The 22,256-nt window shown below is 68.4% G+C and carries 20 protein-coding genes; 10 read left to right on the top strand and 10 right to left on the bottom strand.

The genetic code is table 11. The features are described from left to right. Positions 1-61: 61 nt before the first annotated feature. Entirely contained in the window at positions 62-1,108 is a 1,047-nt protein-coding gene (locus QQZ11_RS13005; RefSeq protein ID WP_284550718.1) for an LCP family protein, read from the bottom strand. Positions 1,109-1,491: 383 nt separating this feature from the next. On the opposite strand from QQZ11_RS13005, the gene leuA reads away from it, so the two are divergent. Beyond that, positions 1,492-3,174 carry a 2-isopropylmalate synthase gene (gene leuA / locus QQZ11_RS13000; protein ID WP_284550786.1) on the top strand — a complete coding sequence of 561 codons (1,683 nt, stop codon included), beginning with the start codon at positions 1,492-1,494 and terminating at the stop codon, positions 3,172-3,174. Between the two features lie 134 nt (positions 3,175-3,308). Here leuA and QQZ11_RS12995 read toward each other — a convergent pair whose 3' ends face one another. From QQZ11_RS12995 to QQZ11_RS12970, 6 genes are all read right to left on the bottom strand, one after another. Further along, complete coding sequence (locus tag QQZ11_RS12995) at positions 3,309-4,403, bottom strand: substrate-binding domain-containing protein (protein WP_022910539.1); 1,095 nt, start codon at positions 4,401-4,403, stop codon at positions 3,309-3,311. 26 nt (positions 4,404-4,429) lie between these two features. Continuing rightward, the gene (gene mmsB, locus QQZ11_RS12990) at positions 4,430-5,764 is read right to left on the bottom strand and encodes a multiple monosaccharide ABC transporter permease (protein WP_284550717.1); all 1,335 of its coding nucleotides are present in this window, start codon (positions 5,762-5,764) and stop codon (positions 4,430-4,432) included. Then, positions 5,761-7,440 (bottom strand): multiple monosaccharide ABC transporter ATP-binding protein, encoded by a 1,680-nt coding sequence (mmsA, locus tag QQZ11_RS12985; protein ID WP_284550716.1) that lies wholly within the window; start codon positions 7,438-7,440, stop codon positions 5,761-5,763. Before mmsA ends, mmsB begins: the two co-directional genes overlap by 4 nt. A 116-nt stretch (positions 7,441-7,556) precedes the next feature. Then, positions 7,557-8,729 (bottom strand): ROK family transcriptional regulator, encoded by a 1,173-nt coding sequence (locus QQZ11_RS12980; protein ID WP_284550715.1) that lies wholly within the window; start codon positions 8,727-8,729, stop codon positions 7,557-7,559. A 54-nt stretch (positions 8,730-8,783) separates the two neighbouring features. Continuing rightward, on the bottom strand, positions 8,784-9,626 hold the full coding sequence (locus tag QQZ11_RS12975) for an isoprenyl transferase (protein WP_284550714.1): 843 nt from the start codon (positions 9,624-9,626) through the stop codon (positions 8,784-8,786). Between the two features lie 8 nt (positions 9,627-9,634). Beyond that, on the bottom strand, positions 9,635-10,714 hold the full coding sequence (locus QQZ11_RS12970) for a substrate-binding domain-containing protein (protein WP_284550713.1): 1,080 nt from the start codon (positions 10,712-10,714) through the stop codon (positions 9,635-9,637). Positions 10,715-10,747: 33 nt separating this feature from the next. On the opposite strand from QQZ11_RS12970, the gene recO reads away from it, so the two are divergent. Then, entirely contained in the window at positions 10,748-11,557 is an 810-nt protein-coding gene (gene recO, locus QQZ11_RS12965; protein WP_284550712.1) for a DNA repair protein RecO, read from the top strand. Here recO and QQZ11_RS12960 read toward each other — a convergent pair. Then, positions 11,527-11,934, bottom strand: a complete 408-nt coding sequence (locus tag QQZ11_RS12960) for a Fur family transcriptional regulator (RefSeq protein WP_284550711.1) — start codon at positions 11,932-11,934, stop codon at positions 11,527-11,529. The two genes, recO and QQZ11_RS12960, sit on opposite strands and share 31 nt — an antisense overlap. 106 nt (positions 11,935-12,040) lie before the next feature. Between QQZ11_RS12960 and QQZ11_RS12955 the strand changes: the two genes are divergently transcribed. The 4 genes from QQZ11_RS12955 to dusB all read left to right on the top strand — a co-directional run bounded on the left by QQZ11_RS12955 (position 12,041) and on the right by dusB (position 16,303). Then, positions 12,041-12,349: an antibiotic biosynthesis monooxygenase family protein gene (locus tag QQZ11_RS12955; RefSeq protein ID WP_284550710.1), complete on the top strand. Its 309-nt coding sequence runs from the start codon at positions 12,041-12,043 to the stop codon at positions 12,347-12,349. Between the two features lie 67 nt (positions 12,350-12,416). After that, positions 12,417-14,573 (top strand): alpha-galactosidase, encoded by a 2,157-nt coding sequence (locus QQZ11_RS12950; protein WP_284550709.1) that lies wholly within the window; start codon positions 12,417-12,419, stop codon positions 14,571-14,573. Between the two features lies 1 nt (position 14,574). Then, entirely contained in the window at positions 14,575-15,108 is a 534-nt protein-coding gene (locus QQZ11_RS12945) for a DUF1697 domain-containing protein (protein ID WP_284550708.1), read from the top strand. Positions 15,109-15,220: 112 nt separating this feature from the next. Next, a complete protein-coding gene (gene dusB / locus QQZ11_RS12940) occupies positions 15,221-16,303 on the top strand; it encodes a tRNA dihydrouridine synthase DusB (protein WP_284550785.1) in 1,083 nt (360 codons plus the stop codon). On the opposite strand, the gene QQZ11_RS12935 is transcribed toward dusB, so the two are convergent. Further along, positions 16,300-16,971: a hypothetical protein gene (locus tag QQZ11_RS12935; RefSeq protein WP_284550707.1), complete on the bottom strand. Its 672-nt coding sequence runs from the start codon at positions 16,969-16,971 to the stop codon at positions 16,300-16,302. The genes dusB and QQZ11_RS12935 overlap by 4 nt on opposite strands. Positions 16,972-17,075: 104 nt before the next feature. Here QQZ11_RS12935 and QQZ11_RS12930 point away from each other — a divergent pair, with 104 nt between their 5' ends. Next, positions 17,076-18,185, top strand: coding sequence for an HD domain-containing protein (locus QQZ11_RS12930; protein WP_284550784.1), 1,110 nt, complete (start codon positions 17,076-17,078; stop codon positions 18,183-18,185). A gap of 3 nt (positions 18,186-18,188) precedes the next feature. Here QQZ11_RS12930 and QQZ11_RS12925 read toward each other — a convergent pair whose 3' ends face one another. Continuing rightward, positions 18,189-18,947, bottom strand: coding sequence for an ABC transporter permease (locus tag QQZ11_RS12925; RefSeq protein ID WP_284550706.1), 759 nt, complete (start codon positions 18,945-18,947; stop codon positions 18,189-18,191). Positions 18,948-18,990: 43 nt separating this feature from the next. On the opposite strand from QQZ11_RS12925, the gene dnaG reads away from it, so the two are divergent. From dnaG to QQZ11_RS12910, 3 genes are all read left to right on the top strand, one after another. Continuing rightward, complete coding sequence (gene dnaG, locus QQZ11_RS12920) at positions 18,991-20,865, top strand: DNA primase (protein WP_284550705.1); 1,875 nt, start codon at positions 18,991-18,993, stop codon at positions 20,863-20,865. Between the two features lie 152 nt (positions 20,866-21,017). Next, positions 21,018-21,674, top strand: coding sequence for a sigma-70 family RNA polymerase sigma factor (locus QQZ11_RS12915; RefSeq protein ID WP_284550704.1), 657 nt, complete (start codon positions 21,018-21,020; stop codon positions 21,672-21,674). Positions 21,675-21,688: 14 nt separating this feature from the next. Next, positions 21,689-22,189: a hypothetical protein gene (locus QQZ11_RS12910; protein WP_284550703.1), complete on the top strand. Its 501-nt coding sequence runs from the start codon at positions 21,689-21,691 to the stop codon at positions 22,187-22,189. Positions 22,190-22,256: the final 67 nt, after the last annotated feature.

Genomic DNA, 22,256 nt, shown 5'->3' with positions numbered 1-22,256 from the left:
GGATCAGCGCCGATGACCTCGTCCAGAGGGTGGGCCGATGTGGTCGAGCGGCCCGCACCGGTCACCCGCCGGGTGCATACCCCTGCCCGTACTGCTTCACGTAGGCAGCGGGATCGGCGGTGCGCATCGCCTCGCCGAGGGCCCGCATGCGGGCGGCGTTGACCCGGTTGACCGACGCCCCGTTCACCATGGCGAAACCCTCGATCGGTACCTGCAGCGAGATCATCGTCCGCTCGTCGACCCGCCGCAGCGCCGGCAGCAACCCCAGCACGTTCTGCTCGGAGATGCCGCCGCTGACCTTGGTGTTCTTCAGCAGCATGCGCAACAACATCGGCAGCTGCGTCGGTTCGGTGGCGGCGTGCTGCTTGAGTCGACTGATCATGCCCTGCAGCAGGGCCCGGTGGCGCTCTGCCCGGTCGAGGTCCCCCAGCGGCAGGGTCTTGCGTTCGCGCGCGTAGATCAGCCCGTCGGTGCCCTCGAGGGTGATCCGACCCTTCTTGAACGAGACCACCCGCCCTGTCGAGATCACCTTGGCGGTGGTGGCATGACGGTTCGTCACCGTGATGCCCTTCAACCAGCGGGTGATCGCGATGAAGCCGGCGAACCCGGTCTGGGCGACGTAGTGGATCTGCAGCCCACCGAACAACGTCGACACGGTCTTGACCATGCCGGCGGTGCCACCTCGGGTCTGCGCGGCGTTGATCTTGCCCGAGCCCCCGCCGGCGTACGACACGAAGGTGTCCCGGGGAATCGAGACGACCGCCAGCTTGGTGCGGTCGGCCGAGAGCTGGGCGACCATGATCACGTCGGGACGACCCGACCAGTTGTCGGTGCGTGAGTCATTGCCGAGGAAGAGCACGTTGACCACCCCGGGACGCAACACGTCGGCGATGCTCGCGGTGGCGGTGGGTGTCGGGCTGGGTGTGGGGGTCGCGCTGGCCGAGGAACTCGACTGGCTGGGTGTGGCAGTGCCGCTGGAGGTTGCCGGGGGAGCGCTGGGTGAGGGGGTCTCGGTCTGGGAGCCGCGTCGGCTGCAGGCGCTGAGCAGCGCTGCGGCCGCTCCGAGCAGGCCTCGTCTGGTCCATCGATGGGAGGGCGGCATCGTCATGCACTCATTCAATCGCGGCGAGGGTCGAGTCGCGCGGTGCTCGCCGCAGCTGGGCCGGGAACCACCGGTCGTCCCGGGCAGAGCCTCGCGGGCAGAGGGTTCGCGGTCTGACGGGTCGCGGGCAAACAGGCCACTGGCAGACGCGGGGTGTAGGGTCGGCACCGTGACGTGCGTGCGGCTCCTCCTTCACTGCCGCAGCGAGGCCCGGTAATCGTCCGGCGGACCCTCTCGCTGCGGAGTTGTGACGTGCCCGCCCCACACGACGAACCCAGTGAGGACTCATGAACACCACCCCTTCGGCTGCGTCCGAGCAGCCAGCCGCCACCGCTCCGACTCGTTTCGGGACGCTGCGCCAGCCCGTACCGGTGCAGCAACCCAGCCCGATGCCCGTCGGCCGGTACACCCCCTTCGTGCCCATCGCCCTGCCCGACCGCACCTGGCCCGACAACAAGGTGACCCGGGCCCCGCGGTGGCTGTCGACCGACCTGCGCGACGGCAACCAGGCCCTGATCGACCCGATGACGCCCGCCCGCAAGCGCACCATGTTCGACCTGTTGGTGAAGTTGGGCTACAAGGAGATCGAGATCGGTTTCCCGTCGGCCTCGCAGACCGACTTCGACTTCGTCCGCCATCTCATCGAGGACGACGTCGTGCCCGACGACGTGACCATCTCGGTGCTCACCCAGGCCCGCGAAGACCTGATCGAGCGCACGGCCCAGTCGCTGGTGGGCGCTCGGCGAGCAACCATCCACATGTACAACGCGACCGCCGAACTCTTCCGCCGGGTGGTGTTCAACATCAGCGCCGAGGAGTGCATCGCCATGGCGACCCGGGGCACCCAGATGGTGATGAAGCATGCGGAGTCACACCTGGGCGATGTCGAGTTCGGCTACCAGTACAGCCCCGAGATCTTCACCCAGACACCGACCGATTTCGCGGTCGAGGTCTGCAACGCGGTCTCCGACGTGTGGCAGCCCGACGCAGGCCGCGAGATCATCTTCAACCTGCCGGCCACCGTGGAGCGTTCGACGCCCAACACCTACGCCGACCAGATCGAGTACTTCATCCGCAACGTCCGCGACCGCGAGAACGTGGCCGTGTCGTTGCACCCCCACAACGACCGGGGCACGGCGGTCGCCGCGACCGAGTTGGCGATGATGGCCGGGGCTGACCGGGTCGAGGGTTGCCTGTTCGGCCACGGCGAGCGCACCGGCAACGTCGACCTGGTGACGCTGGCACTGAACCTGTTCAGCCAGGGCATCGACCCCCAGGTCGACTTCTCCGACATCGACGAGGTGCGCCGCACGGTGGAGTACTGCACGGGTCTGCCCGTGCATCCCCGTCACCCCTATGCGGGCGACCTGGTCTACACGGCGTTCTCCGGCTCCCACCAGGACGCCATCAAGAAGGGCCTGGAGGCGCTCGAGAAGCAGGCCGCCGCCGAGGGTGTGGGGCTGCACGAGGTGGCCTGGGAGGCCCCCTACCTGCCCATCGACCCCCACGACGTCGGGCGAACCTACGAGGCCGTGATCCGGGTCAACAGCCAGTCCGGCAAGGGCGGCATGGCGTACATCATGAAGACCGAGCACAAGCTCAACCTGCCGCGGAGACTGCAGATCGAGTTCTCTCGCGCGGTGCAGTCGCACGCCGACGCCGACGGCGGTGAGGTCAACGCCGCCCAGATGTGGGACTACTTCGACAACGAGTACCTCACCGGCGGCAAGTACAAGCTGGTCAAGGCGAGTTCCTCGTCCCAGGACGGCGAGCACGAGATCCATGCCGTGGTCGAGGTCGCGGGTGAGCGGCGAGAGGTGAGCGGACGAGGCAATGGTCCGCTGTCGGCCTTCATCGACGCCATCACCGAGCGCGGTCTGGTGGTGAGGGTCCTCGACTACTCCGAGCACGCGCTCACCACCGGGGGTGACGCGCAGGCGGCCGCCTATGTCGAGGCGGAGGTGGGCGAGGGTGACGATGCCCAGGTGCTGTGGGGCGTCGGCATCGACTCCGACATCGTCACGGCCACGATCAAGGCCGTGCTGAGCGCCGTCAACCGTTCGGTGCGCTGACCGGGGGACGAAGTCCACACCGACCCCACACGACACCACGAAGCTGGCAGGGGCGACGGCCACACGGGCGACGGGGGTGCGGAGCCAGTGGCTCCGCACCCCCGTCGTGGTGTTCGGATGACGACCGGACTGGATCAGCCCTTGGTCAGCGGGGCGAGCGTCTTGTCGTCCTTGTAGACCTCGGCGGCGTTGTCCTTGGTGACGATCTTCGGCTCGAGCAGGTAGGCCGGAACCACCTTGACGCCGTTGTCGTACGACTTCTCGTCGTTGACCTCGGGCTTCTTGCCCTGCTGCAGGTCATCGACCATCACGATCGAGTGCTGCACCAGCGCGGTGGTGTCCTTGTAGATGGTCGAGTACTGGGCGCCCTCCATGATCGACTTCACCGACTCCACCTCGGAGTCCTGTCCGGTGACCACGGGGACGTCCTTGCCGGCCTGCTTGACGGAGGTCATCGCGGCGCGGGCAAGGGTGTCATTGGGGGAGAGGATGCCGTCGAGCTTGGTCGAGCCGGCGTAGGTGCCCGACATGATGGTGTCCATGCGCTTCTGGGCGTTCTCGGCCTTCCATCCCTGGGTGGCCACCTGCTGGAACGTGGTCTGACCCGAGCCGACGGTGAGCGTCTTGTCGTCGATCTTGGGCTTGAGCACGCTCATGGCACCGTCGAAGAAGACCTGCGAGTTGGCGTCGTCGGGCGAACCGGCGATCAGTTCGATGGTGTAGGGGCCGCTGCCCTTGCGCGCCTTGAGCCCGTCGAGCAGGGCCTGGCCCTGCAGCTGGCCGACCTTGAAGTTGTCGTAGGCGACGTAGTAGTCGACCGCGTCGGTGTTCTTCACCAGGCGGTCATAGGCGATCACCGTGACGCCGGCATCCTTGGCGGCCTTGAGCTGGGTGCCCAACTGGGAGCCGTCGATGGCACCCACGATGATCACCTTGGCGCCCTTGGTGACCATGGCCTGGATCTGGTTCTGCTGCTCCGAGACGCCGCCGTTGGCGAACTGCACGTCGGCCTTGTAGCCGCCCTTGTCCAGGCCGTCCTTGAACAGGTTCTCGGCCAGCACCCAGTTCTCCGAGGTCTTCTGGGGCAGTGCGACGCCGATCAGGGAGCCCTTGTCGAACCCGGAGGTCGAGTTCGACTGCTGGGCGCTGCCCTCGCGACCGCCACAGGCGGAGAGGGCAAGGGCGGCGGCAGCCACCAGGGCGACCGCGGCCTTCGTGAACTTCTTCATGGTTCCTCTTCTTGGTGTGTGTTGCATCAGTGATCGGCGGCTGTGCCGACCAAGGTCTGGGGTTGTTCGGGCGGGTTCTGCCCGGTGGGTCCGTTCGGCTGCTGGTCGACGGATGAGAGCGAGGTCTGGTCGGGCAGGTCGGACGACGACTGGCGACGCTGCAGCCCGCGGGTCAACAGGCCGGTGATGGAGGGCTTGCCCTGGGACTTGTTGTAGACGTCGAAGGCGACGGCGACCAGCAGCACGAGGCCCTTGATCACCGAGGTGGTGTCGGCGCCGACGCCCATCATCTGCAGGCCGTTGTTGAGCACGGCCATCACCAGGCCACCGATCATCGACCCGACCACGGTGCCGACACCGCCCGAGACGGCTGCCCCGCCGATGAACACGGCGGCGATGGCGTCGAGCTCCCAGCCGACACCGTCGAAGGGCCCAGAGGCGGTGGAGCGGGCGACGAAGATCATGCCGGCCAGCGCTGCCAGCACCGACATGTTCACCATCACCAGGAAGTCGATGCGCTTGGTCTTCACGCCCGACAACTGCGCCGCGTGGCGGTTGCCGCCGACGGCGTAGACGTGGCGCCCCAGGATCGTTCGTCCGGCGACGAAGCTGTAGACCAGCACGAGGGCCACCAGGATCAGACCCGAGATCGGGAACGAGGTGCCCGGACGGCCGGTGGCGAACATGTAGGTGAGGAAGAAGATGATGGCTGCCAGGAGCACGAGTTGCACCGCCGTGACCGCGAACGGACGAAGCGTGACCCCGAGCTTGGCCTGCTGGGCGCGACGACGCAGGGCGAACACCACCAGCAGAGCGATGGCCAGCAGGCCGAGCAGCATGGTGAGGTTGTTGAACCCGGTGTCCGGCCCGATCTCGGGCAGGTAACCGGCACCGATCTGCTGGAAGTCGGCCGGCACCGGGATGGTGTTCGACTTGCCCAGCATCTGGTTGAGTCCGCGGAAGAGCATCATGCCGGCCAGCGTCACGATGAAGGCGGGGATGCCGGCGTAGGCGACCCAGAATCCCTGCCAGACACCGATCGCGGCACCGATCAGCAGGCCGATGATGATGCCCACCCACCACGGCAGGTGCGCGTCCCTCATCACCAGTGCCACCGAGATGCCGGCGACCGCGGCGACGGAGCCGACGGAGAGGTCGATGTGGCCGGCGATGATCACCAGCACCATGCCGATGGCCAGCACCAGGATGTAGGAGTTGCCGTTGAGCAGGTTCATCAGGTTGGTGGGGGTGAGCACTCGGCCCCCCGATTGCCACTGGAAGTACAACACCAGGGCCAGCAGGGCGAACAACATGCCGAACTGGCGGATGTCGCCGGAGAAGAGTTCCTTCAGAAGTTTCATGCGCTGGGCTCCTCGTTGGTCAACGCGAGCAGGTCTTCGGCCTTGGCGTTGTCGTCTGTCTTGGTGGTGCCGATGGTCATCAGCCGCATCAGCGACTCCTGGTCCGCCTCCCCGTGGGGCAGGCAGCCGGTGATCCGTCCCTCGGCGATGGTGTAGATGCGGTCACACAGGCCCAACAGTTCGGGCAGTTCCGACGAGATCACCACCACGGCCTTGCCGGCGTCGGCGAGCTTCTGGATGATCCCGTAGATCTCGAACTTGGCGCCCACGTCGATGCCGCGGGACGGTTCGTCCAGGATCAGCACCTCGGGCTGTGTGAACAGCCACTTGGCGAGCACCACCTTCTGCTGGTTGCCACCGGAGAGCTTGGTGACCCTCTCCTTGACGCTCGGGGTCTTGGTGCGCAGCGAGCGCCGGTAGTCGTCGGCCACGGCCACCTCCTGGTCACGGTCGACCACTCCGTGGTTGCTGATCCGGGCCAGGTCGGCGATCACCGTGGTCGCCTGGATGGTGTCGAGCGGGTTGAAGCCGAGGGTCTTGCGGTCCTCGGTGACGTAGGCCAGGCCCGCGCGGATGGCCTTGCTGACGGTGCTCACGTCGGCGTGGCGCCCGTTGATCCGTACCTCGCCCGAGACGTACTGCCCGTAGCTGTGGCCGAACAGTGACCGCGCCAACTCGGTGCGTCCGGCACCCATCAGCCCTGCGAAGCCGACGATCTCGCCACGGCGCACGTGGAACGAGTTCTGCTTGCTGACGAGGCGATCGGGCACCTGCGGGTGGCGCACCGTCCAGTCGCGCACCTCGAGCAGGGTCTCGCCGATGTTCGGGGTGTGGTCGGGGAAGCGGCTCGACAGTGGACGACCGACCATGCCCCGGATCACCCGGTTCTCGTCGATGTCGGCGGTCACGGGGAAGCTCTCGACGGTCTTGCCGTCGCGCAGGATGGTGATCGAGTCGGCCAGCGCGGTGATCTCGTTGAGCTTGTGGCTGATCATGATGCAGGTCACGCCGCGCGAACGCAGGTCACGCAGCAGGTCGAGCAGGTGGGCCGAGTCGGTCTCGTTCAGGGCGGCGGTGGGCTCGTCCAGGATGAGCAGCTTGACGTTCTTGCTCATCGCCTTGGCGATCTCGACCAACTGCTGCTTGCCGACGCCGATGTTCTTGATGGGCGTCTTCGGGTTCTCGACCAGGCCCACGCGGGCCAGCAGCCGGGCCGCCTCGAGCTCGCTGCGGTTCCAGTTGATCACTCCCGACGAGGCGAGTTCGTTGCCGAGGAAGATGTTCTCGGCGATCGACAACTCGGGGATCAGCGCCAGTTCCTGGTGGATGATCGCGATCCCGGCCGCCTCGGACTGGCGGATGTTCGAGAACGATGCGGGCTTGCCGTCGAACTCGATCTCGCCCTCGTAGCTGCCGTGCGGGTAGACGGCCGAGAGCACGTTCATCAGGGTCGACTTGCCGGCGCCGTTCTCGCCGCAGATCGCGTGGATCTCACCGCGCCTGACGGTCAGGTTGACGTCGTCGAGGGCCTTCACGCCGGGGAAGGTCTTGGTGATGTGGCGCATGGCCAGCAAGGTGTCGCCGGGGCGGCTGTCGTCGCTCTCGGCGGTTGGCTCCACGAAACCGGGGCCCGGGTTTGCCCCGGCTGCGGACAGCGGGGCGTGACTGTCGGTCATCTCACTCCTGTGACGTCGTTGTCAGGTCGTCGCCTCAAGCTAGGCCCTGAACCGCATGCGGTCAACTCTTGAACGCAAGCTATCTGCTTCAATTCCAGCCCTGGAGGGCGGGTCGCCTATTGCAGGCGCAGCGCCTCGGTGCGGGCCACCAGGGCGGCCGCCCCCAAGGCCGCCGCAGTCGACCCCAGCTGGCACCGGGTGATGACGGTGGTCTGCGCCACCGCCGGGATCACATGCCTGACGAAGGCCCGCTGCACGGGGTCGAACAGGGGCGCCCCGGCCTCGGCGAGGGTGCCACCGATCACGACTGTTGCCGGGTTGACCACGGTGCAGACGGCAGCCAGGGCCTGTCCGATCGCCTCGCCCACGTCCTCGAGCACCCGGAGGGCGGGCAGGTCGCGCTCCTGGGCGAGAGCCACGACACCGGCATCGGTGAGGGAGGGCAACCGGCGCGCGCGGGCCACCAGCCCTGCCACCACGGCGGACGATGCGACCGTCTGCAGGCAGCCGCGGTTGCCGCAGCGGCAGATCTCGCCACGGGGCACGACCTGGAGGTGGGCGATCCGGCCGGCCGCTCCCACCCGGCCGGAGACCAGGCGGTTGTCGACCACGAGACCGACCACCGGCTCGACGCCGAGGGTCAGGTGTGCCACCGAACTCGAACTGGCGTAGGGGCCCCACGAGATCTGGGCGAACGCGGCCAGTGCGGCGGCCGGTTCGAAGCGGCACTCGTACGAGAACGTGACCTCGGCCAGCGGCGACGGGTCGATGTCGTCCCAGGTCGAGAGCCGGTCGTCGCCGGAGAACGCATGGGTGGCCGGGGGTAGACCGATGACCGCTCCGATCACGTCGTCGACGGTGATGCCGAGGTCGTCCAGCAGGTCGTCGGCCTGTCGGCGCAGTTGTTGCAGCTGTCCCGACGGGGTGGTCGCCGTCAGGGGGACGTCCACCGATCGGAGCACCTCGTGATCGGTGCGGGCCAGCACCAGGCGCAGTCGTCCCTCGCTCAGGTCGGCCCCCACGCAGACGCGGGCATCGGCGCGTAGCGCGATCTCCATCGCCCGCCGGCCGGAGTCGATGACAGGTGTGGTGGTCACCCGCGCGGCAGCGCTGAGCTCGCGGACGATGTTCGAGATGGTGCCCGTCGACAGGCCGGTCAGTCGGCTCAACTTGGCCTGGGTGGTCGGTCCGCGCTGGGCGAGGGTCTCCACCACCCGCTGGGTGTTCTGGTGGCGAAGGGCAGGCTGGGAGCCGGGCTTGCGGCGCGCGTGCTTCGGCTGTCCGGGCATGGGCGACAGTGTGGAGCGACTTCGTTGCTGTCGTCAAACAGTGAACGCGGGCGGTCAGCCGCGGCCGGCCGGCCCCGGCAGCTCCCCGTTCGCGATCTGCCCGTTCGCGATCTGCCCGTTCGGGGTCTGCTCGTTCGGCACGGCGCCGCCGAAACGACGGTCCCGGTTCACGTACAGCTCGACGGCGTGCCACAGGTCACGGCGGTCGAAGTCCGGCCACAGCCGGTCGAGGAAGACCATCTCGGCGTAGGCCGACTGCCACACGAGGAAGTTGCTGGTGCGCTGTTCGCCCGAGGAGCGGACGAACAGGTCGACCTCGGGCACGTCGGGGCAGTAGAGGTAGCGCTCGAGCCGGTCCTCGGTGATCCGGTCGGGATCGATCCGCCCCGCCTTGGCGTCGGCCGCCAGTCGGCGTACCGCGTCGACGATCTCGGCTCGTCCACCGTAGTTGACGCAGAACTGCAGGGTGAGGGTGGTGTTGTTCCGCGACTGCTCCTCGGCCGCCCTCAGTTCGTGGATGACCGACTTCCACAACCGGGGTTCCCGGCCTGCCCAGCGGATCCGTACCCCCATCGCGTCGAGCTGGTCGCGGCGTCGATGGATCACGTCACGGTTGAAGCCCATCAACCACCGCACCTCGTCGGGGGAGCGCTTCCAGTTCTCGGTCGAGAACGCGTACGCCGACAGGTACGGGATCCCGAGCTCGATGGCGCCGGCGATGACGTCGAACAGGGAGTCCTCGCCCCGTGCGTGTCCCTCGGTGCGCTTGAGCCCACGCTGTTTGGCCCATCGCCCGTTGCCGTCCATCACGATGGCGACGTGTCGGGGCAGGTCCTTGGCGGCGATGACCGGTGGTCTGGCGCCGCTGGGGTGGGGCTCAGGGGGTCGGGGCGACATGGGGCTCCTCACTGCAGGTGGGCGAGCATCTCGGGGGCGTCGGCCAAGGTGGTGGCCGCATTCGCCAGGGTCACCGACACCGGGGTGATGAAGACCACCGGGATCTCGCCGAACCCGTTCTCCCAGTCACGGCGCGGGGAGGTCACCACGGGACGACCGGACCGCACTGTCGACAGGGTAAGGGCTGCCTGGTGGGCCAGCAGCTTCGGGTCGCGGTACTCGGTGGCCACCACGATGCCGTCGGCGAGGGCCTTCAGCCCCGCGGGCGTTGCTCCGGCCGAGACCATCAGGGGCAGTGGTCGGCGGTTCAGCTCGAAGGCGGCGCGCGCCGGTGCGATGAAGTCGTCGGTGGGTAGCAACAGGCCGTCCATGGGTTGGTTGAGGTAGGTGGCCTGGATGGTGGTCGACAACTGCTCGGTCGCCCGCCCCGGGTCGAGATCGGGCACCTCGACCTGGGTGTAGTAGAGCCTCCCGGTCTTGGTGATGGTCGGTGAGTCCGACCGGTAGGGCAGGCGCTGGACGAACGTTCCCCGGAGCCGGGCGGCGCCGGCCTTGTCGTCGGGTGCCAGACCGAGGCTCTCGACGTTCCAGCGGCGACCCTCGGTCTGGCCCAGGGCCGCTGTCAGGGCGGCGGCCTGGTTGAAGCCGCCAGCCCAGTCGTCCCAACCGACGAAGACCGAGCACATGCCCGTCGACACCTGCGGTCGCTCTCCCAGACACAACACGCTGGCCCCGGCCTTGACGACTGCCGCCAACTCGTCGGCGGGTTGGTCGGAGTGGGGAAGTTCGACCACCAGGGTGGGAGGAGGGTGGTCCTCGAGGTCGCGGACCCTGGTCCGCAGGTCTGCGGTGTTCCTCACCTGGGTGACGTCGAGGTCGAGTCCGGCAGCAGCGTAGGCCGAGCGCAGGAAGGGCCGCAGCGCCGGGTGGCCCGGGGTGCTCGGAGCGAGCACCAGCGTCTCGACCGCCCCGGCACGGGCGAAGTCGACGGTGACGGATTCGGCGTCGGCCTTGTTCGCGCAGCCCCCCAGCACCAGCGTGGTCGCCAGGGCCAGGGCACCGGCCCAGACACCCACGCTTCGCTTCACCCGTTCAGGGTATCCGGTGGGAGAATGGACGACATGCCCAGCTACCGTGACGAAGCCATCGTGCTGCGCACCCACAAGCTGGGCGAGGCCGATCGGATCATCACCTTGCTGACCCGCACCCACGGCAAGGTGCGAGCGGTGGCGCGCGGGGTGCGCCGCACCAGTTCGAAGTTCGGTGGACGGCTCGAACCGTTCCGACACGTCGATCTGCAGGTGATCGAGGGACGAAGCCTCGACATCTGCGGCCAGGTGCAGCAGTTGCACGCGTGGTCCGAGCCGATCCTGGCTGACTACGAGCGCTACACGGCCGGGCAGGTGATGCTCGAGACGGTCGACCGGTTGGTCAGCGTCGAGAACGAGCCCGCCCTTCGCCACTACCTGCTGCTGGCCGGTGCCCTCAGGGTGCTGGGGGAGGGAACCACCGACGGGCCCCGTTCGGCCGGCATGATCCTCGACTCCTACCTGCTGCGGTCCCTGTCACTCGCCGGCTACTCACCGGCCCTCGACTCGTGTGCGGCCTGTGGGCGCGTCGGGCCGCATCCGTTCTTCTCACCGTCGTCCGGAGGGATGGTCTGCGGCGGCTGCCGAGGCTCAGGAGCGGTACGGGTGTCGGCGGACGCGTCGGTCCTGCTCGCCGCCCTGGTGCGAGGGGACTGGCCCTCGACCCGTGCGGCCACGCCCATGGTGCAACGTCAGGTGAGCGGAATCGTCTCGGCGTTCGCGACCTGGCACCTTGAGCACGGGCTGCGTTCCTTCAGCCACGTCGAACGCAGCTTCTCAGCGGTCGTCGGTGAGCTGGACCCGGCCGCGGATCAGTCGGCGCAGTCGCTGCAGAGCCCGTAGAGCTCCAGTTCGTGGCCGGCATCGCTGAAACCGTGTTGGCGGGCCACTCGATCGGCCCACGACTCCACCTCGCTGGCGCTGATCTCGACGGTCCTGCCGCAGGTTCGGCAGATCAAGTGGTGGTGGTGCTCCCGGGCGGCGCAGGCCCGGTAGGCGATCTCTCCCTCAGGTTGTCGGACGGCGTCGAGCTCGCCGGACTCGGCCATCGACTGCAGGGCCCGGTAGACAGTGGCCAACCCCACCGACTCGCCGCGCAGTCTGAGGTCGTCGTGCACCTGCTGGGCGGTCCGGAACTCGTCGGTCGCGGCCACCAGTTCGCGGATGGCAGCACGCTGCTTTGTCCGGCGGACGGGAGGGGTGGTCTGCGACGTGGTCATCGTCCCCAGTGTGCCATCAGCCCAGCCTGCAGCCGCAGTCCGGCGTTGACGTCGGCTGGCTGGGCTTCGCAGGGCGGCCGGGACAGGGGAGGCTAAATTGGGCTCCGTGATCGTGCTCAACCGCTTCCGGGTCCCTGATGAACGCCGCGACCTGTTCCGCGAACAGGCCGCAGCGGCGATGGGGGTGCTACAGGCCAGACCGGGACTGATCTCGATCGAGCTCGTGCAGAACGTCGACGAGCCCGACCTGTGGGCCCTGGTGCACGTCTGGGACGAGATCGGCTCCTACCGGAGAGCGCTGCAGGGGTACGAGTCGAAGATGACGGTCGTGCCCATGCTGTCGATGGCGGTGGACGAACCCAGCGCCTACCTCTCCCCGGAGCTCCTCGGCGAGAACCGACCGCGCGGCAGCTGAGGCGAACGCCAGCCCGAATGGCGTGCACCGCCGATGTCGTGTCGGTGCTCACCGCTAGGCTCGATGCATGGCCACAGACGTTCACGCCCAGCCCTCCGCGCTGCCCACCCACCGCATCCTGCTCACCTCGGAGAAGAGCGTTGTCGCGCTGAAGATCAGTCGCGGTGACCTGCCTGCCGTGCTGCACTGGGGAGACCCCCTCGGCGACCTCTCGGTCGACCAGTTCGAGGCCATGGACTCCGTGCTGGGCGGCTCCGGCATGAACAACGGCGTGCCCGCCGACTTCCACCGCACCGCACTGGTGCCCGAGACGTGGATGGGCTGGACGGGTCGTCCGGGACTGAGCGGTTCGCGTTCGGGCAAGGACTGGGCCCCGAAGTTCGTGGTCAACCAGGTGCTGCTCGACGGTTCCGAGGCGGATCCCGATGCCGTCGCCACCGGTCACGTGCTGCAGGTGCGGGCGGGTTGCGCCAGCACCCGGCTCGAGCTGGCCATCGAGGTCGAGATCGACGATGCCGGCCTCGTCCGGGTGCGTGCGACGGTCACCAATGGTGGCGACGACGGCTACCAGGTGGGCGAGCTCAACGTCGCCCTGCCCGTGCCCTACCGCGCCAGCGAGGTGCTCGACACTGCCGGTCGTTGGGGCAAGGAGCGCGTGCCGCAGCGCACCACCCTCGGTGTCGGGGCGCACGTGCGTGAAGGACGCCACGGCCGCACCGGTGCCGACGCGGCCACCATCGTGCACCTCGGGGAGCCCGGCTTCGGGTTCGCCGAGGGCGAGGTCTGGGGCGTGCACGTGGGCTGGTCGGGCAACCACCTGCACTACGCCGAGCGCGTGCTCACGGGTGAACAGCTGGTCGGAGGCGGTGAGATCCTGCTGCCCGGTGAGATGGTGCTCGCCAACGGACAGTCCTACGCCGGCCCGTGGGTCTACTTCAGCCACGGCCACGGCCTCGACGCCATCGCCCACCAGAACCACGCCTTCCTGCGCCGGGTACACCCGGTCGGCACCGATCGTCCGGTGACCATCAACGTGTGGGAGGCCGTCTACTTCGACCACGACGCCGACCGTCTGATCGACCTGGCCGAACGCGCTGCGGCCGTGGGTGTCGAGCGGTACGTGCTCGACGACGGCTGGTTCGGATCCCGTCGCGACGACCACTCCGGGCTGGGCGACTGGGTCGTCTCCCAGGACGTCTGGCCGCAGGGCCTGCACCCCCTCATCGACAAGGTGCGTGAGTTGGGCATGCAGTTCGGGCTCTGGTTCGAACCCGAGATGGTGAACCCCGACTCCGACCTCGCGCGCGCCCACCCCGAGTGGGTGATGCAGGTGCCCGGTCGCATGCCGTTGGAGTCACGCAACCAGTGGGTGCTCAACCTGGCCGTGCCCGAGGCGTACGCCCACGTGCGCGACCAGATGATGGCGCTGCTCAACGAGTACGAGATCGGCTACATCAAGTGGGACCACAACCGCGACCTGCTCGACGCCGGCACGGCTCCCGACGGCCGACCCGCGGTGCACGAGCAGACCCTGGCCTTCTACCGCCTCGTCGACGAGCTCAAGGCGGCCCACCAGGGGCTCGAGATCGAGTCGTGCAGTTCGGGTGGTGCCCGCATCGACCTCGAGGTCATGCAGCACTGCGACCGCGTCTGGGTGAGTGACAACATCGACCCGACCGACCGTCAGCAGATGCTCCGCTGGACGACCCAACTGTTGCCGCCCGAGCTGATGGGTTCGCACATCGCCTCCGGGGCCTCGCACACCACTGGTCGCCACCACGACATCAACTACCGTGCCGCCACGGCAGTGTTCGGTCACCTGGGCATCGAGTGGGACCTGAAGCAGGCCACAGACGACGAGGTCGCAGCGCTGAAGGCGTGGGTGCAGTGGTACAAGGACAACCGTGCCCACCTGCTCGGCGGCACCTTGGTGCGGCTCGACACCCAGCCCGGGGTCTTCGTGCACGGTGTGGTCACAGCCGACCGCGGCATCTTCTCGATCACCCAACTCGAGATGTCGACCACCTGGACCATCGGGGCCATCCGTCTGCCCGGGCTCGACCCAGACGCCAGCTACCGGGTCAGCGAACTCGAACTGACGCAGGTACGTGGTGCAGTCGTTTCGCCCACGGTGCTGACCGGACGTCAGTTGGCCACCCACGGCATCCTGACCGGCGTCGGGGTGCCCGAGCGAGCCCGCATCGTCATCGCGGAGCGAGTCTGACGTGGGCGTGTGGATCGCCCTGCTGAGGGCGGTCAACGTCGGTGGGCGGAAGTACCCCATGGCCGAACTCCGTGCCGCCCTTGAGGCGGCCGGGTTCGCCGGGGTGCAGACCCACATCCAGACCGGCAATGTTCGTCTGGAGTCGCCGCTGCGCTCGCGGGAGAAGCTGGAGGACGCCCTTGAATCCGTCTTCCTCACCGACCGGGGGTTCGAGGTGAGCACGATCGTGCTGTCGACCGCCGAACTCGGTGGGATCGTGGCCGACGTGGACGACCTGGCTGCCACGTTCACGCCCAAGGTCGGATCGTACGTGTCGGTGATGAAGCGACAGCCCTCGGCGGCGGTGGCGCGCGAGATCGAGCAGATGTCGACGACAGGGGAGAGGCTGGTCGTCCGCGGCCGGGCCATCCACCTGCTGGTCGACGTGCCGTTCAACCAGGTGCGGACGAACTTCGCGAAGATCGAGCGGATCAGCGGACCATCCACGAACCGCAACGACCGGGTGCTGCGGGCACTCGCCGCGAAATGGGGCTGACGGGGCGCGCGGCGTAGGATCGTCCGTCGTGACTGTCACCACCACCGAGTTCGCACCCCTGCGCCTGCACGCCCCGAGCCGGCGCGACGCCGTCGTTGCCGAGACCCCGGTGGTGCTGGCCCCGATGGCCGGCATCACGAATGCGGCCTACCGCCAGCTCTGTCTGGAACAGGGCGCAGGACTCTATGTCTGCGAGATGATCACCAGCCGGGGACTCGTGTACGGCGACCACCGCACCAAGGCCATGCTGGCCTTCGCCCCCAATGAGCAGGTGCGCTCGGTGCAGTTGTACGGGGTCGACCCGGGCATGGTGGCCGAGGCCACGACGATCCTGTGCGAGCAGTACGGCGTGCACCACGTCGACCTCAACTTCGGCTGTCCCGTGCCCAAGGTCACACGCAAGGGCGGGGGAGGGGTGCTCCCCTGGAAGCGGGACCGGCTGCGCCAGATCCTGGAGGCGACCGTCGCGGCCGCCGACCCGTTCGGGGTGCCCGTCACCATGAAGACCAGGATGGGCATCGACGACGACCACCTCACCTACCTGGATGCCGGCCGCATCGCCGAGCAGTCCGGCTGTGCCGCCATCGCCTTGCACGCGCGCACTGTTTCACAGGCCTACGCGGGTCAGGCCGACTGGCGCACCATCGGGGCGCTGGTGGAGCACGTCGAGATCCCGGTGCTGGGAAATGGCGACATCTGGGAGGCCGCCGATGCCGTGCGCATGATGCGGGAGACCGGTAGCGCCGGGGTGGTGATCGGTCGCGGATGCCTGGGTCGCCCGTGGTTGTTCCGTGACCTGGCCGACGCGATGGCCGGCCGTGACACCCGGGCCCTGCCCAGTCTCGGCGAGGTCGCCGCCATCGTGCGCCGGCACGCGGAACTGTTGGCGGGGGTGATGGGTGAGAAGCACGGCCTGACCGACATGCGCAAGCACATGGCGTGGTACTTCAAGGGCTTCCCGGTGGGTGGGGAACTGCGCCATGCGCTCGCCATGATCTCGACCTTCGACGAACTGGACAGCCTGCTCGCGCAACTCGACCACGACGCTCCCTACCCGCAGGGAGAACTCGGACGACCGCGCGGACGCCAAGGCAGCCCGCGCCACAAGGTGGTCATGCCGACCGGTTGGCTGGACGACACCTCGGGCTGCGAACTCGACCTGGCAGAAGCCGAACTGGACAGTTCCGGCGGTTAGCCGACTGCGCCGGCCACCCCGGCGAAGAAGACGACCAGGCTGACGATCGGTGCCACGATCGCGCCCACCATCGCGATCAGCCCCTTGGTCTTGGTCTGCGGGTGCCGCATGGCGCGGATGCCGAGCACCAGACCGACGATGCCCACGACGATGGGCACCAACTGCAGCAGCACCGAGCCCCCCAGTTCGAGGGCATAGCTCGACTCTGCCGCGGCGGCGTCACCCTCGGAGTTGGAGAGGGTGACGTAGTTGGCCGCGGCGGCGGCGCCCCAGACGCTCAGCACCACACTCACCACGAAGGCGGAGCCAACCAACACCAGGGGCACGTTGCCCCGTGGTGTGGGGCCGGCGGGCTGGGCTTGGTAGGGGGTGGCACCGTAGCCGTAAGGAGCAGGCACCTGGCCGTACTGGGAGGTTTGCCCGTACTGAGGGGGCTGGCCGTACTGAGGGGGCTGCCCGTACGGAGGCGATTGCCCGTACTGAGCGGGCTGGCCGTACTGGTCCGGCTGGTTCGCCGAGGACTGCCCCCAGGGTTGCTGGGGAGCCTGCTGGTCCCAGGAGGGCGTCTGGGCATTGCCCGGCGTCTGTTCCCACGGTCGCTGCTGCCCCCATGGCTGCTGCTGAGGTGCCGGCTGTTGAGGGTTGTTTGCCGAGGGCTGGTTGGTCATCGGGAGGCTCCTTGTCGCGTGCCATCAGTATTGCCCACGGCCCCCTCCTGCCCGCGACTGGCACACTGACTGGCGTGTGTGCAGAACAACCCGATGCCGTCGTGATGCCCCGAGCACAGGCGTGGGCAGCGACCCATTCCGGCCACCCCGCTCCCAGTGGGGCCGACGTCGTCCGCGCGCACCGTGACACGGACGCCCACCTGCAGGCCCGCGACGTCACTCGTCAGGCCCGGGAGGAACGGGAGGACGCACTGCTGGCGCCCGGGGCGACCCGGGCACGTGGGGCAGGAAACCGTGCCATCGAGGAGGAACCCGACAGCGAGCGAACCTGTTTCGAGCGTGACCGGGATCGCATCATCCACTCGACCGCGTTCCGGCGACTGGCGGGCAAGACGCAGGTCGTCGTCGCACCCCGCGACCACCAGCGGACCCGTCTGACGCACGCACTCGAGGTGTCCCAGGTGGCCACCTCCATCGCCCGCGGGGTGGGTGCCAACGTGTCGCTGACCGAGGCGATCGCCATTGGCCACGACTGCGGTCATGGCCCCGGCGGACATGCGAGCGAGGACGCCTTCGACGCCTTCATCCCGGAGGGTTACGACCACGGACCCTGGGGGGCCGACGTCGTCCTCAGCGGCCTCAACCTGTGTGCCGAGACCCTGGACGGCATCCGCAACCACTCCTGGTCGAGACCCGCTCCGATGACCGTGGAGGGCGAGATCGTCAGCTGGGCCGACCGCATCGCCTACTGCGCCCACGACCTCGAGGACGCCGTTCACGCCGGCATCGTGCACCTCGACGACCTGCCCCGGCTGGTCGCCGAACGGGTCGGACGAACCCGTGGCCAGCAGTTGGGGCGGTTCATCCGTGCTGTCATCGCCACCACCCAGCAGACCGGGCAGGTGGGGATGGATGCCTACACCGCTGGCGCACTGGCGGCGCTGCGGGCCTTCAACTATGAGCGCATCTACACCCGACCCGAGTCGTTGGCGCAGTCCCACGTCGTGGTCGAGGTGCTGCACGGACTCGTGGGGGCCTACCTGGCTCGTCCCGAACTGATGCCGGCCGAGTACCGCACCGAGCAGGACCCCGTCCGGGGCGCTGTCACCTACGTGGGCGGCATGACCGACCGGTTCGCCTTCGACCAGGCCGAGTTGGTGCTGGGGTGGGGTCCGGACCGCCTGCCCGAGGGCATCGGGCGAGGCCTCGGCTGACCGTCACGGCCGCAGCGAGGCGACCAGGTCGACGGGCAGCAGCTTGGCCGCCCGGATGAGTCGGTGTGAGACGGTGACGGTCACGAACTGACCGGCGAGGATACCCACCAGGACCAGCACCTGGGCGGCCCCTGCCTGGACAGGACTGCCACCACCGAGCATGACCCCGATGAAGGCGCCCGGCAGGGTGACCAGACCAGTGGTGCGGGTGGAGTCGAGACTGGGCACCAACGACTCGGTGGCGTGCCGATGAGTGACCTCGTCGATCGCCTCGGATCGGGTCAGTCCCACCGACAACCCCGCCTCGTACTCGGTGTGCGCGTCCCGCAGCGCAGCGAACAGGCGTCGTCCATTGAGGGTGTGCACGCTCATCATGTTGCCCACCATGATCCCGGCGATCGGGATGATGCTGATGCCGGTGAAGGGTGCCACCTGCAATCCGAAGATGACCAGCAGCACCGGTAGGGCACCGGAGGCCATCGCCAGGGCCACCCAGGGCCAACGCCGCCGGGTGCCCGTCCGCGTCGCCGTGGTGTGCACGCCGATCGCGAACATCAGCAGCACGAAACCGACGGCCGCCAGTGTGTTCTGGATGGCACCGACGATGATCGCCGACACGGCCGCCAACTGCAGGGCCGCCCTCACCGAGGCCACCAGCAGGGACCGCCGCAGGGGCAACCGCCCCCAGGTCGCCGCGACCGTCCCGATCACCACCAGGACCACCAGGGCAACGGCGAGTTGCCAGGAGGGTTCGACGGTCACACCCGTGAACCTACGCCACGCGGGCGCGGCTAACATGTGCGCCATGGCCGGCCGCATCAACGACGAAGACATCGCTCTCGTCCGCGAACGCGCCCGCATCGATGACGTGGTCGGTTCGTACGTGTCCCTGCGCAAGGCCGGTGGCGGCTCGCTGAAGGGCCTGTGCCCCTTCCACGACGAACGCACGCCGAGCTTCCATGTCACACCGAGCCGCGGCTTCTACCACTGCTTCGGCTGCGGTGAGGGCGGCGACGTCATCAGTTTCGTGCAGAAGATCAGCAACCTGTCGTTCGCCGAGGCCGTGCAGCAGTTGGCCGACCGCGTGGGGGTGCAGCTGCGCATCGAGGAGGACGGACGCGGCGGCGGCCCCCGCACCCAACCCGGCACCCGGGTGAGGATTCTCGAGGCCAACGCCGCCGCCGCGGAGTTCTACGCCAAGCAACTGCTCACCACCGATGCGCTGGCCGCTCGGCAGTTCATCGACCAGCGCGGCTTCGCGCGCACCGACGCCGAACGTTTCGGCGTCGGGTACGCGCCGCGGGGGGGCCGTGACCTGCGCCACCACCTGAACCGGGCGGGATTCGCCGACGACGTCCTGGTGGCGGCCGGACTGGTACGCGAGGCGGGGTACGACTTCTTCCAAGGGCGGGTGCTGTGGCCGATCCGAGACTCGGGATCGTCCACGCTTGGTTTCGGGGCACGGCGCATCTTCGACGACGACCGCATGCCGGCGAAGTACCTCAACACCCCCGAGACCCCGGTGTACAAGAAGTCGCAGGTGCTCTACGGGCTCGACCTGGCCAGACAGCAGATCGGGAAGAAGTCCCAGGCGGTGGTCGTCGAGGGCTACACCGACGTGATGGCCGCCCATCTGTCGGGTGTCGACACCGCGGTCGCCTCGTGTGGCACCGCGTTCGGTGACGACCATGCCCGCCTGCTGACCCGGCTGATGGGCAACCACGACGCGTTCAACGGCGAGGTGGTGTTCACCTTCGACGGGGACGAGGCCGGTCAGCGGGCCGCGCTCAAGGTGTTCAGTGGTGACCAGAACTTCATCACCCAGACCTACGTGGCCGTCGAGCCCAACGGTCTCGACCCCTGTGACCTGCGTCTGCAGCACGGTGACGCGGCCGTGCGCGAACTGGTGGCCAGGCGAGTGCCGCTGTACACGTTCGTGATGCGCAATGCCTTGTCGGGCCATGACCTCGACCGCGCCGACGGACGGCTGGCCGCCCTGCGTCAGGCTGCGCCCCTGGTGTCGTCCATCCGCGACTCGAGTCTGGTTTCCGGCTATGTGCGCGAGTTGGCGAGCATGCTCGGCATGGACGTGGACGAGGTGCGTGCCGAGGTCCAGCGGGTCGGCAAGCGGGGAATTCCCCCCGAGCGGGTACTTCGTCCGACTGCTCCGACCCCGGCGACGGACGAGCCGGCGCTGCTGTCGTCTGTTCCGTTGCCTGACCCGGGTGACCGGGCGACGGCCGTGGAGCGGGGCACCTGCAAGCTGATGCTGCAGTACCCCCTGCTGTTCGATGCGGAATGGAACGGGGTCAGCAGTGACGACTTCTCCCACCCCGCCTACCGGGCAGTCTTCGAGGCGCTGGCAGCGGTCGTCTACACCGGTCCCGAGTGGTCGGAGCGAGTGCTCGAGTCGATCCAGGACGAGGTGGTGCGCCAACTGTTCACGGGACTGATGGTGGAGCCGCTGCTCCGGGAGCCCGACGAGGCCTACGCCACGGCATATGCCGACCGGTTGAAGTTGCTGCGGGTGACCCATGACCTGCGCAACCTCAAGTCGAAGTTGCAGCGCACCAACCCGGTCGAGAACACCTCGGCCTACAACCAGATGTTCTCGCGGTTGCTCGAATTGGAGGCCACGCGCAAGCAGTTGCAGCAGTCGGGGATGGGCGCGCTCGACTGATCCGGTCGCCTGCCCTCGGAGTTCTTCGGTGCGACCGTGTGTGGCGGGCACCATGTCAAGGGGTGTGGACAACGTGGTGTTGTCCGGATGCGGACTCCACAGGTGTCGTCGCTCCCCGGCGCCATCGCCCCTTCGAGGGTGGGGTGGGATCCATGACAAACACACGCCCCACCCGGTCCGCCCTGTTGAGCGCGGACGAGGAGATCGACCTGGCCCGCACCATCGAGGCCGGTGTCCTGGCCCGCGCCGCCCTCGACGGCGACTTCGACACCGACGCACCCCTCGACGACCTGCAGGCGTTGACGGTGGCCGGCGACGAAGCCTGGCAACGCATGTGGCAGGCCAATGTCGGGCTGGCCGGGATGCTGGCCGGGCGGGTGTCCCGACGTCACGGTCTTCCCGAGGACGACCTGGTCAGCGAGGCACAACTGGGCCTGGCCGAGGCGATCATGCGGTGGGACCACCGGCGGGGAACCCGGTTCTCGACCACGGCGTGGATCTGGATCACCAGTCGACTCCAGCGGGCGCAGCGCGAACTTTTCACCCAGCGCGATGAGCTGCGCAATGCAATCGACCTGCCCGAACTGGTCTCGGACGAGACCGCGGACGAGCAGATCCTGGACGAGCAGCCCCCGGCGTGGCTCGATGACCTGCCCGTGCGGGAACGGACCCTGCTGCAGCTCCTGGCGCGCCCCGATGCCACCCCTGCCCGGGTGCGAGCGCAACTGGGGCTCAGCCGCAGCGCCTATCACCGGCTGCAGCAGCGGGCCCGCGAGCTGGGTGCGGTGGCGTGGAAGTCTGCCGCCTGAGGCAGACTGGGATGGTGTTCGGACGAAAGACGTTGCCCCCCGCGGTGAGCCGCGACCTCGAGTCCCGGGTCCCGGGCGCACGGGCGCTGGCCTGGGCCGCAGGCCCAGACGACTCATGGGCCGTCGCCCTCGACAGCGCACTGGCGATCGGCCGCCGGGGTCAGTGGGAGGTGCACGGCTGGCACCTGCTGCAGGCGGGCGGATGGAACCGTGACTCGTCCTCGCTGCGCTGGACCACCAACACCGACGAGCGCGGCAGCATCGTGTTGGACGACCCCGGTCGCGTGCCCGAGGTCTTCAACGAGCGGGTGATGGCCTCGATCGTGGTGCAGCAGAACTTCGACGCACCGGGCGGAGGTCGGGTGATGGTTGCAGGCAGGCGGGCGCTGGGAGCCGCTGGTGGCGCAACCGTGTGGCAGGCGGTCAGCCAAGGGCGAGCTGACCTGGACGACCCCCAGGTGCGTGCTTTCGTGCTGGCCCGCACCACCGAGCTGCAGGAGCAGTACGACCTGTGATCCGGGCCTCGAGGATTTTTGTTCTCCGGTGCTGCTCTGCTAGCGTTTCCAAGCGTGCTCGAGAGAG

It is taken from the genome of Aestuariimicrobium sp. T2.26MG-19.2B (assembly GCF_950101875.1).
GTDB lineage: Bacteria > Actinomycetota > Actinomycetes > Propionibacteriales > Propionibacteriaceae > Aestuariimicrobium > Aestuariimicrobium kwangyangense.
The sequence above is the reverse complement of the archived record's forward strand: the minus strand, read 5'-3'. Positions and strand labels throughout refer to the sequence as shown.